This window comes from Streptomyces sp. NPDC102467, from assembly GCF_044765445.1.
In the GTDB taxonomy this organism is placed as follows: Bacteria; Actinomycetota; Actinomycetes; order Streptomycetales; family Streptomycetaceae; genus Streptomyces.
Genome location: NZ_JBIWKA010000013.1, coordinates 192,478 through 204,723, shown reverse-complemented (window position 1 = coordinate 204,723; position 12,246 = coordinate 192,478). Strand labels below are relative to the sequence as shown.

Annotated in this window: 11 protein-coding genes and 1 pseudogene; 8 read left to right on the top strand and 4 right to left on the bottom strand. The window is 68.7% G+C overall.

Features of this window, described 5'->3' with window-relative positions; genetic code table 11:
- The first annotated feature begins 211 nt into the window (after positions 1-211).
- Positions 212-1,147, top strand: a complete 936-nt coding sequence (locus ACIREE_RS27365) for an alpha/beta hydrolase (protein ID WP_404157444.1) — start codon at positions 212-214, stop codon at positions 1,145-1,147.
- A 184-nt stretch (positions 1,148-1,331) separates the two neighbouring features.
- Here ACIREE_RS27365 and ACIREE_RS27360 read toward each other — a convergent pair whose 3' ends face one another.
- Complete coding sequence (locus ACIREE_RS27360; protein WP_404157441.1) at positions 1,332-2,249, bottom strand: LysR family transcriptional regulator; 918 nt, start codon at positions 2,247-2,249, stop codon at positions 1,332-1,334.
- A gap of 127 nt (positions 2,250-2,376) precedes the next feature.
- On the opposite strand from ACIREE_RS27360, the gene ACIREE_RS27355 reads away from it, so the two are divergent.
- From ACIREE_RS27355 to ACIREE_RS27330, 6 genes are all read left to right on the top strand, one after another.
- Positions 2,377-3,372: a fumarylacetoacetate hydrolase family protein gene (locus tag ACIREE_RS27355; protein ID WP_404157438.1), complete on the top strand. Its 996-nt coding sequence runs from the start codon at positions 2,377-2,379 to the stop codon at positions 3,370-3,372.
- The gene (locus ACIREE_RS27350) at positions 3,369-4,331 is read left to right on the top strand and encodes a cyclase family protein (protein WP_404157435.1); all 963 of its coding nucleotides are present in this window, start codon (positions 3,369-3,371) and stop codon (positions 4,329-4,331) included. The genes ACIREE_RS27355 and ACIREE_RS27350 overlap by 4 nt, the downstream gene beginning before the upstream one ends.
- 23 nt (positions 4,332-4,354) lie before the next feature.
- Entirely contained in the window at positions 4,355-5,482 is a 1,128-nt protein-coding gene (locus ACIREE_RS27345; protein WP_404157433.1) for an FAD-dependent oxidoreductase, read from the top strand.
- Positions 5,479-6,474, top strand: coding sequence for an amidohydrolase family protein (locus ACIREE_RS27340; RefSeq protein ID WP_404157430.1), 996 nt, complete (start codon positions 5,479-5,481; stop codon positions 6,472-6,474). Before ACIREE_RS27345 ends, ACIREE_RS27340 begins: the two co-directional genes overlap by 4 nt.
- Before the next feature lie 12 nt (positions 6,475-6,486).
- Positions 6,487-7,425 (top strand): VOC family protein, encoded by a 939-nt coding sequence (locus ACIREE_RS27335; protein WP_404157427.1) that lies wholly within the window; start codon positions 6,487-6,489, stop codon positions 7,423-7,425.
- 89 nt (positions 7,426-7,514) lie between these two features.
- Positions 7,515-8,486 (top strand): fumarylacetoacetate hydrolase family protein, encoded by a 972-nt coding sequence (locus ACIREE_RS27330; RefSeq protein WP_404157425.1) that lies wholly within the window; start codon positions 7,515-7,517, stop codon positions 8,484-8,486.
- Between the two features lie 67 nt (positions 8,487-8,553).
- Here ACIREE_RS27330 and ACIREE_RS27325 read toward each other — a convergent pair.
- From ACIREE_RS27325 to ACIREE_RS27315, 3 genes and pseudogenes are all read right to left on the bottom strand, one after another.
- Positions 8,554-8,832, bottom strand: a pseudogene (locus tag ACIREE_RS27325) (transposase family protein); the annotation flags it as partial.
- A 107-nt stretch (positions 8,833-8,939) separates the two neighbouring features.
- The gene (locus ACIREE_RS27320) at positions 8,940-9,929 is read right to left on the bottom strand and encodes a hypothetical protein (RefSeq protein ID WP_404157422.1); all 990 of its coding nucleotides are present in this window, start codon (positions 9,927-9,929) and stop codon (positions 8,940-8,942) included.
- Positions 9,930-10,120: 191 nt separating this feature from the next.
- Positions 10,121-11,200: a sodium-dependent transporter gene (locus ACIREE_RS27315; protein WP_404157419.1), complete on the bottom strand. Its 1,080-nt coding sequence runs from the start codon at positions 11,198-11,200 to the stop codon at positions 10,121-10,123.
- A gap of 177 nt (positions 11,201-11,377) precedes the next feature.
- Between ACIREE_RS27315 and ACIREE_RS27310 the strand changes: the two genes are divergently transcribed.
- On the top strand, positions 11,378-12,220 hold the full coding sequence (locus ACIREE_RS27310) for a hypothetical protein (protein ID WP_404157416.1): 843 nt from the start codon (positions 11,378-11,380) through the stop codon (positions 12,218-12,220).
- Positions 12,221-12,246: the final 26 nt, after the last annotated feature.

Genomic DNA, 12,246 nt, shown 5'->3' with positions numbered 1-12,246 from the left:
TCGAAGGTCCGCCTGCGGCGCACAGCACGGGAAAGAGCATGACGTCCTGACGTCCATGCCGTCGGGGTCGCGAACGCAGGCGGGCAGGCCGTGAGAGATCCGAGGCGAATGCGGCGCCGCCGAGCCTCAAGCGGACGTAGGAATTCATGCAGACCTGAGCGGCCGCGACACCACGACGCATGAACAGAGATCCCTTGAAGGAGTGTCCGCCATGGTTGAGCGCATCGACGTACGTATTCCCCTGCCCGACGGCATCGAACTGGCAGCCTGGCTGTTCCTTCCCGAGAACGCCGAGAAGCCGTTGCCCGCCATCACCATGGCCCACGGTTTCGGCGGCACCCGCCATCACAGCATCGAGCACACGGCCCGCCGCTTCAGCGAGGCCGGCTACGCGGTTCTCCTCCACGACCATCGCAATTTCGGCGACAGCGGCGGCACACCCCGCCAGGACATCGACCCCTACCAGCAGATCGCGGACTGGCGGTGGGCGATCACCTACCTCGGCACACGCGGGGAAATCGACGAACAGCGTATCGGCGTCTGGGGATTCAGCTACGCCGGTGGTCACGCCCTGGTCCTCGGGGCCACCGACCGCCGCATCAAAGCCGTTTACGCCCAGGCCCCCACCGTCAGCGGCTACGAGACCGGACTGCGCCGGGTGCCGCCCCACGAGGTACGCGCCCTGGAAGAGCGCTTCCACCAGGACGAACGCGACCAGCTGGCCGGCAAGCCGCCCGTCTACGTGCCCTTCGTCGACACCGCCACGAGCCTTGGCCTTCCGGCGGCCTACCCGCAGAAGGGCGCCGCCGACTTCTACCTGCACCAGGCACCGGACGACACGTGGACGAACGAGGTCACCCTCCAGTCCAGCCGTCGCGCCCGCGCCTACGAACCAGGTCAGTGGATCTCCCGCATCGCCCCCACACCCCTGTTGATGCTCGTGGCCAAGGAGGACGACGTCGCCCCCGCTGACATTGCCCTCGACGGCTTCCACCGCGCTCACGAACCCAAGAAGCTCGTCCTCACGGACGGCAACCATTTCCTGTCCTACATTCAGCAGTCCGCATTCTCTTCCACGGTCGCGATCGACTGGTTCGACACCCACCTCAGGAGCGCCGAGAAGAACGATGCCCCACCCGGCCGGTGAGCCCGCCCCCTGCGGCCAGCCTCGGCACGGACACTCGGATACCACCCGATACGTTCACTCACCCGAAGAGTGCCTCTCCCCGTGCGGCCGACAGAACCCTGGATGAATCACGTCGTTGCAACTCAGGGGCCCTATTCGCTTATTCGGTCAAGGCATCGACGAACGCGCTGACGAAAGCGTGAGGTTAGCGGGTTACGGGTTCGTCGAGTTCCGCGGCGACGCGCTGGGCTGCCTGCCGTAGCCAGATGTGGGTGGAGTCATGTGTGTGCAGGGGGTGCCACCACAGCGCTTCCTGCAGGGGAACGGCCTCGTAGGGAGGCGGCACGATGCGAACCGCGGACAGGTTGTGCATCAGGTGGGCCAGGCGCCGTTGGATCAGGGCGATCCGGTTGGTGCCGGCCACCAGGAAGGGCAGCATGGTGAAGCTGTCGACCGAGATCTCGACGCGGGGTTCGATGCCGAGCATGCCCAGTTGCCGTACGGCGGGGGCGTCGTAGGTGCGCTGGTAGGTGACCCAGGGCAGCCGGGCCAGCTGGGCCCGGGTGAGTTCCTCGCCGACGTCGGTGTTGCTCTCGGACACGAGGAAGACCCACTCGTCCCGGAAGAGGTCGGTGCGGGGCATGTCGCCGATCACCCCGTGGGGCATCAGCAGGCCGTCGGTGGTGCTCAGCAGCATGCCGAGGTCTTCCACCACCGTCGTGGGGGTCTGGGTGAAACGGAGCCGGACGTGGGGGGCTTCGGCGTGCACGAGGCGGCCCAGCGCGGCGCCGAAGACGGCCACGGCGTAGTCGGAGGCGAGCAGGGTGAAGGTGCGGCTCTCGGTCACGGGATCGAAGTCGGCCTGGCTGCTGAAGAGGCGCTCTATGAGGTCGCAGGCGGTTGCGGTGCGCTCAAGAAGGACCTGCCCCAAAGCGGTCAGTTCGTAGTGGCCACCGGTGCGGGCCAGCAGGTCGTCGTCGAAGTGGCGGCGCAGACGGGACAGGGCCGCACTCATGGCGGGCTGGGACAGACCGACACGTCTGCCCGCGCGCGTGACGTTGCGTTCCTCGAGCAGGGCACGCAGGGCGACAACGAGGTTGAGATCGAGGCTGGAGAGGTTCACAGGACCTTCGTTCGGGCGCGAAACCATCGGTATTTGTCTGCTGGATAAAGCATATCCACAGAATCGATTTCCCTGATCAGGGGTGTGGGGGCCAGATTAGTCACACCGCAATCAGGAGGACATGTTCGTGAAACCTGAAGCCGCCCCCGCGCTCTTCTCCGGCCCGTACGCCCTGGGAACCCTTTCCGCCCTTGGCCAAGAGACGTTTCCCGCACTGCTCCGCCGTGGCGGCTCTGTGGTGAATCTGCGCCGCTCCTTCGATGCGCCCGGGCTGACGATGCTCGACGTCATGGAGGACTGGGACCGCTTGTCGTCCGCCTTCGCCGAGTTGGCCGAGCGTCCCTGCGGTGACGATCCGTCGGTGACCGCGTTCCGGGTGCACGCGCCGATCGCGCCACGGCAGGTGCTGCAGTCCGGCGCCAACTACCGCCAGCACGTCATCGATCTGCATGTCGCCCACCGCGACGGGTCCGACGGGCTGAGCGAGGAGGAGGCCCGCGCCGAGGCCGCCGAGATCATGGACAGGCGCGCGGCCGAGGATCTGCCTTACGTGTTCATCGGCCTGCCGAGCGCGATCACCGGCCCCTATGACGACGTCGTACTGCCCGCCTGGGCGAAGAAGCCGGACTGGGAGCTGGAGTTGGCCGCCGTCATCGGCCGCCCCGCCTATCAGGTCTCAACAGAGCAGGCGCTGGCCCATGTCGCGGGCTACACGATCGCCAACGACCTCACCGACCGTGCCACCGTCTTCCGCCGCGACATGCCGCAGATCGGCACCGACTGGCTGCGCAGTAAGAACGCCCCCGGATTCACGCCGCTGGGACCCTGGATCGTGCCGTCGCAGTCCGTTGCCACACCGGACGATCTGCAGGTCACGCTGAAGCTGAACGGCGAGACCATGCAGGACGAGTCGACCAAGGACATGATCTTCTCGGTCGCGCGGCTGATCTCCTACCTCTCGCAAACCGTGCGGCTGCTGCCCGGCGACCTGGTCCTGACCGGCAGCCCCGCGGGCAATGGCATGCACTGGGGTCGGCTACTGCGTGACGGCGACGTGATGGACGCGACCATCACCGGGCTCGGCGCCCAGCGCACGCGCTGCGTGGCGGAGGTGCCGGCATGAGCCTCGACCGTACTGATCCCGAGGGCGCGGTCGCCGAAGCCGCCAACGCGTACTCGAACTGGGGCCGTTGGGGCCCGGACGACCGTCTGGGCACCTTGAACTTCCTCACCGAGGCCAAGCGGATCCAGGGCGCGGCTCTCATCCGCCGCGGCGTCAGCTTCTCCCTGGCGCAGCCCTTCGACATGAACGGCCCGCAGAAGGGCTGGCGCAGGCGCACCAACCCGGTCCACACCATGCTGGACACCGGCGCGGACGCCGCGCTCGGCACCCAGGGCCTGCCGCACGGTATCGGTGGCGCGGACGATGTGGTGGCCATGCCGCTGCAGTGCTCCACCCAGTGGGACGGCCTGGGCCACATCTTCGACCACGGCAAGGCCTGGAACGGGCGCGACGCCGCGACCACGGTCACCTCCGACGGCGACCTCGTCACCGGCATCGAGCACATGGCTGCCCACATCGCCGGGCGCGGCGTGCTGCTGGACGTCGGCCGCGCCATCGGCGCCGACGGTGAGCTCGCCGACGGATTCGCCATCACCACCGAGCACCTGGAGGAGACCGCGCACACTCAGAGGGTGAGCGTCGAGCGCGGCGACATCGTGCTGGTGCGGACCGGGCAGCTGGCCCGCGTGCAGCGCGACGGCTGGGGCGAATACGCCGGCGGGCCCGCACCCGGCCTGTCGTTCACCACAGCGGGCTGGCTGCACCGCAGCGAGATCGCCGCGATCGCCACGGACACCTGGGGTTTCGAGGTGCGCCCCAACGAGTTCGAGGCCGCCTTCCAGCCACTGCACCAGGTCGTCATCCCCAACATGGGCCTGCTCGTCGGTGAGATGTGGAACCTGGAGGCCCTCGCCGACGACTGCGCTGCCGACGGCGTCTACGAGTTCTTCCTGGCCGCTCCCCCACTACCCATCACCGGAGCGGTCGGCTCCCCCATCAACCCGCTCGCCGTCAAGTAAGCACCGGGACAAAGGAGTTCTCCATGGCCCCCTCTCGCAACGTCCTCGTGATCGGAGGCGGCGCGGCCGGCAACGCCCTGACGATCCTGCTGCGCCGGGCCGGCCTCGCGGTCGACCTCGTCGAGGCGAAGCAGGACTGGAACGCCACCGCCGGGTCCGGCATCACCCTGCAGGGCAACGCCCTGCGCGTGCTGCGCGACCTGGGCGTGTGGGACCAGGTCAGCGCCTTGGGCTACGGCTTCGGCTCGGTCGGCATCACGGCGCCGGACGGCACCGTGCTGCACGTCGAGGACGACCTGCGCACCGGCGACGACCTGCCCGCAACGGTCGGCATGCAACGCCCGCAGCTGCAGCAGATCCTCATCGAGGCCGTCCGCGCCAGCGGCGCGAACGTCCGTCTGGGCACGACCGCGACGATCGTCGCCCAGGACGACGACGGCGTGTCGGTACGTCTGAGCGACGGCGGTGAGGCCCGCTACGACCTCGTGGTCGCCGCCGACGGTCTGGGCTCCGCCACGCGCGCCGCGATCGGTATCACCGACAGGCCCGAGCCCACGGGCATGGCGATCTGGCGGGTGGCCGCACCGCGCCCCGCGGGCGTGAGCCGTACCGACCTCGCCTACGGCGGGCCTGCCTACATCGCCGGCTACTGCCCCACCAGCGAGGACACGCTGTACGCGTACGTCGTGGAGGCCAACCGGGACCGGGCGAGCATCCCGCCCGAAAGCTACGCGGATGAGATGGTCCGCCTGGCCTCCGCGTACGGCGGCCACTGGCCCGAGATCACCAAGACCATCACCGACCCCGCGCAGGTCAACTACACCTGGTTCGACCAGATGCTGGTGGAGGGTGCCTGGCACCGCGGCCGTGTGGTGCTCATCGGCGACGCCGCGCACTGCTGCCCGCCCACCCTCGCCCAGGGCGCGGCGATGTCGCTGGAGGACGCCGCGGTCCTGGCCGAGCTGCTGACCGGTAGCGACACCTGGGACGACGCGCTGCTGAGCGCCTACTACGAGCGGCGAATCGGACGCGTCCGGGCGGTCGTCGAGGCGTCCGTGCAGATCGGCCGGTGGCAGCTCGACCAGGTCCGCGACGCCGACGTGCCCGGCCTGATGGCCCGCACCATGTCCCAGTTGCGGGAACGCCCGTGACGCACACCGTCGATGTCCACGCACACGTCCTACTGCCCGAAGTGGAGCAACTCGTCGCCGGGCAACCGGAGTTCCAGGATGCCAAGGCACTGGATGCGCGACGCAACGGGCCGACCGCACTCAAGGTCAGCGGCGAGATGATCCGGGAACGGTTCGCGCGCCTGACCGATGTGCAGGCCCGGCTGCGGGCCATGGACGAGCAGCAGGTGGACGTCCAGCTGGTCAGCCCTTCCCCCTCGCACTACCACTACTGGGCCCACGAAGACCTGGCGGAGAAGGTGTTCCGCCTGGCCAACGAGGCCACCGCGGCCCACTGTTCCGCCGCGCCGACGCGGTTGCGCGGTCTGGGTCTGGTGCCGTTGCAGCATCCGCGGCTGGCCGTCGCCGCGCTGGACCATGCGCTGGAGGCGGGGCTGCTCGGGGTGGAGATCTCCAGCCACGCTCCCGGGCGCGAGCTGTCCGACCCTGCGCTCGATCCGCTGTGGGCGCGGGCCGAGCAGACCGGTGCGCTGCTGTTCCTGCACCCCTTCGGCTGCACCCTGGATGAGCGCCTGGACCAGTGGTACCTGTCCAACTCGGTGGGCCAGCCCGCCGAGAACGCGGTCGCCCTCTCCCACCTGATCTTCTCCGGCGTCCTCGACCGCCATCCCGGTCTGCGGATCATCGCGGCGCACGGCGGCGGCTACCTGCCCACCCACATCGGCCGCGCCGATCACGCCTGGCGGTCTCGCTCGGACGCGGGCGCCAACTGCGCTCGCCTGCCCAGCAGTTACCTCAAGCGCCTGTACTTCGACTCACTCGTCCACGCCCCCCACGTACTGCGCGAACTCGTGCGCGTGGCGGGCGCCGACCGGGTTCTGCTCGGCTCCGACTTCCCCTTCGACATGGGAAGCGGTGACCCGCTCGGCGCACTGCGCGCCGCCCGCCTGGACGATGCCGAGTTCGCGGCCGTCCGCGGCGCCACCGCTGCCGCGCTGCTCGATCTCTCCTGAAGGAGGACCACCATGACGTCCCGCCTGCTGACCCATCTGCGCCACGTCGACCTCGCCGTGCCCGACTACGACAAGCAGCTCGACTTCTACGCCGGCGTCTGGGGCCTGACCAAGGTCGAAGAGGACTCCGGCATCTCGTTCCTGGCCGCCGAGGGCTCGCCCGAGCAGTATGTGGTGCGGCTGCGCAAGGCCGACGAGAAGCGCCTGGACCTGGTCTCGTACGGGGCCGCGTCGGCGAAGGACGTCGACACCCTGGCCGAGCAACTGCTGTCCGACGGCGTGCAGTTGCTCTCACGGCCGGGTGCGGTCGACACGCCCGGCGGGGGCTACGGCTTCCGGTTCTTCGACGTCGACGGTCGCACCATCGAGGTCCTGGCCGACGTCGCGGTGCGCCGGCACCGCAAGATCGAGGAGAAGGAGGCCATCCCGGTCAAGCTCTCCCACGTCGTCCTCAACTCCCCTGATCTGAACCGGACTCGGGAGTGGTACGAGCGTCACCTCGGCTTCGCACTCTCCGACACGCTGTCCTCGCCGCACATGGGCGAGGTCATGCACTTCATGCGGATCTCCAACCAGCACCACTCCATGGCCATCGCGCAGGGCCCGCACACCGCCCTGCACCACGTCTCCTTCGAGATGCGGGGCCTCGACGAGTACATGCGCGGCTCGGGACGCGTGATGCGGGCCGGGTTCCAGAAGATCTGGGGGCCGGGACGGCACATGGCCGGCGACAACACGTTCACGTACTTCCTCGACCCGCACGGCAACACCGTCGAGTACACCACCGAGTTGGAGCTCCTCGACGAGGACACCTGGCACCCGCACGTCTACGACTTCTCACTACCCGAGGTCACCGACCAGTGGGGCACTGCCAACGCGATGAACGAACTCGTCGCCAAGGAGTCGTTCAACGACCCCGACCGCGGCGTGTTCGTCGCCCCGCCGGTCTGACCGAACCGACTCCCGGGAGCGCGCCCGCTCCAGTGGTGCCCTGCTCCACGCGGGCGCGCTCCCGGGTCCATGTGGAAGGAGCCGCCCCCATGCGCTTTGTCACCTACGAGTACCACCAGTCCGTGCGGGTCGCCGTCCTCGAAGCGGGCGGCGCCTTGTTCCCGCTGCCCGCGGTGCGGTCCCTGACCGAGGTCATCGCGGCCGGCGGCGGTCTGCCCGCCCTGCTCGAACTGGGCGCGCAGGCGCTGGACGTACCGCCCGGCCCGAACGTGGCCGACGTCCGCCTGCTGGCACCGTTCCAGCCCGCCTCACTGCGCGATTTCGTCACCTTCGAGGAGCACGTCGAGGGCGTGCGCCGCTCCGTCAGCGGCATCAGCGGCGTACCCGAGCAGTGGTACGCGGCGCCGACCTTCTACTTCAGCAACCCCCACGCCGTGTTCGGGCCCAGCGACGCCGTTCCCATGCCGCCGGGCTCCTCCGTCCTGGACTTCGAGCTTGAAGTGGCCGCCGTCATCGGCCGTGAGGGCCGCGACCTCACTCCCGAGCAGGCGCGCGAGCACATCATCGGCTACACGATCCTCAACGACTGGTCCGCAAGGGACTTGCAGTCCGCGGAGATGACCGTCGGCCTCGGCCCCTGCAAGGGCAAGGACACCGCCAACAGCATCGGCCCCTGCCTGGTCACCGCCGACGAACTGGAGCCCCACCGCGACAGCGAGGGCTTCCTCCGCCTGGCCCTGACCGCCGAGGTCAACGGCGAAGTCGTCGGCCGCGATCTGCTGTCCAACATGAGCTGGACCTTCGAGGAGATGGTCGCCTACGCCTCACGCGGCACCCGCGTCGTCCCCGGCGACCTCCTCGGCTCCGGCACCTGCGGCAACGGCGGCTGCCTCGCCGAACTGTGGGGCGTACGCGGCGAACAGACTCCCCCGCCCCTCAAGCCCGGCGACACCGTCACGCTCACCGTCGAGGGCATCGGGTCGCTGACCGTTCCCGTGGTGCCCGGCGTCGCCCCGGTGCCGCTTCCCGCGGGCCGGCGCCGTCTCCGGGAGCGCCCGTGAACGACCTGCACCCCAGGCCCCTGCTGGGCAAGGTCATCGTCGTCACCGGAGCCGCCCGCGGTCAGGGCGGGGCACCTTCGCGCCGGACACGCAGCAGTCCCGGTGCACGGTCGGCGAGAAGGTTGATCACCGAGGCGGTGTAGGCGTGCGCGGCGCCCACCGAGATGCCGAAGCCGGCGGCGAGTTGGGTGAGGGTGCCGCGCCGGCGCAGATAGTCCAGGCCGACGAGAGCGCGTCGGTGGGGCGGAAGCTTGCAGCGACGGTCACCCTCGCGGGTGACGATGAGCATGGTGACCCACCTGACGAGTGCATGAGGCAGGCCGAGTGCGGCAGGATAGGAAACCAACGAGGCTCCCGTGCCAGCGAGTTGAGGCTTCGAACACCTCTCTCGGTTCGCAGCTGACTGTTCAAAGGCCCGTACGCGCGAGGCGGCAAGCCGAGGCGGCGGCTGCGCTATCCGGCTGGCAGCCAGCCGCGAAGGTGATTCCATATCTGGTTCACGACCTCGATCAGCCCGCTCGTACTGAGGAACGTTGCATGAAGGCGTTCCAAAGCCCCCTGGATGCGGCCCACTTCCCGTTCCTCCTCCGGGGCGCGGAGTTCTCGGTCAACTTCGTCGAGATCGCCTGCGGCCCGGTGGCGAGCGATGTCTGAGAGCCCTTCAGCGTTGGGAAGTGCTCTGCGTAGCTGCTCCAGTAATTCCAGGACGGCGGCCAGGTCCACATCCGACGGTGTGGACGCGCCTGGTGTGTTGTTCACTGTGGTCCCGACGATGCCACCGTGGACCGTGTGCGCCACGTTGCCGGCTCCACGTGCGTCGATCATGACGTTCGGCTGGTGACGCTTCTTCTCTGCCTCGTCCATACGCTTCCTGTCTCCTGCGAATTCTTCGAAGATGCGATGCCCGCGGCGGGTGAGCCGCCAGCGTTGTTCGTCGTGGTCATACAGGGCCAAGCCTTCGCGGACTGCTCTGTCATGTGTTTCCTTGATCTCTTCTCCTCTGAGGTAGACCGGCGCGGTCCTTTGTGGGTGCCGCAGCCACACGTCGATCGATGCGGAGTCCTTCGGCTTCTTCAAAAGTTCACGCAAGACGTGGTCCATGACCAGCTCTGGCCACTGCGGACTTTCCCGCACCAGCTCTGCAAACGTTTTCGGTTTCGGCATCGCGGCCTGCGCTTCGCGGTCGCGCTGCAACTTCTCCTCGTACTTTCGGCGCCGCACGCCCGAGTCGCGACGTTTGTGTTCGCGTCGTGCTTCTTCCTCAGCTTCTGCCCGCCGTCTGGCAGCGGCTTCATCAGCGAGCCGTCGTCTTTCTGCACGCCGCCTGGCAGCGGCTTCCACAGCAAGCCGCTTCGACCTGCGCTCCCGCATACCATCACGGACAGCAAGGAAGACGACAAAAAGGAGGAACAGCACGACCAGCGCAAGAATGCCGAGCCCCACCTGCGCAAACTCCTCTGGCCCTACGACATAAGCATCCGCTGTACGCATCCCCGCCCCAGCCTGCGTAGGCAAACTCCTCCAGGACAACGCTAGTTGCCAGAACTCCACATGCACCACCGGCAGTCAGGTGCCGAATGAAGTTCTTCGCCTGACACCTCACAGTCGTCCTGCTTTACGGCGCGGAACAGGCTCTACAGAGAAGGCTGGAGGCGTGGTTGAGGGCGGATGCGGACGACCCAGTTGGCGGCCGTCTTCTGCAGCAGTCCGTAAGCGAGAACGGGAAGCAGCAGGTGCGGTTTTTCGGGCAGCGCGGTGGTGAGCAGGACCGCGCTCGCGCTGCTGTTGTTCATGCCGCAGGCCAGGGTCAGCGAGGCGGCGGCCGGGGCGTCCAGGCGCAGGGCGCGGGACGCGATCCGGCCCACGGCGAAGGAGAGCGCACACACCGCGGTGGCCACTGCAAGGGCGGCGCCGAGCAGTAGCGGGCGGGGGTGGGTGAGGAAGGCGGCCAGGGCGCCGCTGGCGTTGACGTAGGTCAGCACGAGGGAGCCGACCAGCGCCGTGGGGATGACGCCGACCAGCAGTCGGCGAAGCCACATGGCCGGCAGAACGACGTGGCACAGCACCCCTGCCCCGCACGGCACTACGACTTCGGTCAGTGCGAAGCCGCTGCTCAGGAAGTGCCCGGCAGCCGTCAGCGTGTCCGCGTAGGCGCCGCTGAGCAGTGGGGTCAGTGCGTGGACGGTGAGAGGAACGGTGAGCGGGCTGATCAGGGTGGAGGCGAGCACCAGGCCGACCATGGTGGGCTGGTCGCCGTGGCCTTTTCCGGTCCATACGGTCGCGCCGGCCGCGACCGGCATCGCCACGATGAGGATGATCGCGGTGACCAGGCCGCTGCCGCCATCGCTGTCGGGTGAGTGGCGCAGCGCGAACGCGACGATCGGCACGATCAGCAGTGGCGCTGTCAGGTGCAGGGCGAGGCCGGCGAGGAGCGCGCGAGGGCGGCGCAGCAGCGCACCGAGGGCCTGCACGGGAACCTGTAGGCCGGCCACGAACAGCACCAGGCCGAGGAGTAACGCCGTGGTGTGGAGCTGGAGGTGGAGGTGCGGGGCCAGTGGGAGTGGGTGGGGGCGGCGCAGCCACAGTCCCGGTGCGGGCAGCAGTGTGGCGAGCAGGTAGGCGAGGGCGACGGCGCGGCCGAGGCGACGGCGCAGCCAGTCGGTCGCGCGGTCACCGGGGTGTGGAGGGGTGGCGGACGTGGTCGAAGTGGTCATGGCGGTGCTCTTCCGTCGTGGGGACAGCGCGGGGACACAGCGCCGCTATGACGGAAAGCACGGGACCGGGGACACGGGTGCACATGACAGCCATGATCCTCCGACCGCCGGCGACCGGCGAGGGATGCCGCACGGCAGTCAGGATGCGTTCAGGTTCCCGCTGGCACGCTCTCGCCCATGACATATGAGAGGTCCGAGACCGCCGAGGTCTCCTCCGCCCCGCCCTCCCCAACGGCCCCTGCGGGCCACCGGCTGAGCTGGAACAAGGTCCCCGAAGTCACCGTCTACTTCTGGATCATCAAGGTGCTGTGCACCACGGTCGGCGAGACCGCGGCCGACCTGCTCAACGAGAACCTGGGCCTGGGCCTGGCCAAGGTGTCGCTGCTGATGAGCGTGGCGCTGGCGGTCGCGCTCATCGTCCAGTTCCACACCAGCGCCTACCGGCCCGGCACCTACTGGCTGTCGGTGGCACTGATCAGCGTCGTCGGCACGCTCATCAGCGACAACCTGACTGACAACATGGGCGTGCCGCTGACCGTGACCACCACCGTGTTCGCGCTCGCCCTCACGGTCGTCTTCGCCGTCTGGTATCGGCGCGAGCGCACCCTGTCCATCCACAGCATCGACACCGCCGGCCGTGAGGCGTTCTATTGGCTGGCGGTGCTGTTCACGTTCGCGCTCGGCACGGCTGCGGGTGATCTGCTCTCCGAGCGCATGGACCTGGGCTACTGGCTGTCCGCTGTCCTGTTCGCGCTGGCCATCGCCTCGGTCACCGTGGCCCGCTTCGCGCTCGGTCTGCACGCCGTGTGGAGCTTTTGGATCGCCTACGTCCTCACCCGCCCGCTCGGCGCCTCCATCGGCGACTACCTCTCCCAGCCGGCCGGCGACGGCGGACTCGGCTTCGGCACCGTGATCACCAGCGTGCTGTTCCTCGCGGTGATCCTCGCCCTGGTCGTGTTCCTGACGGTGACCCGCCGGGACGCGACCGAACGGGAACGGCGGCCCGGGCGCGTCGAGTAAGAGGCGCGGCGATCCTCGTCTCGATC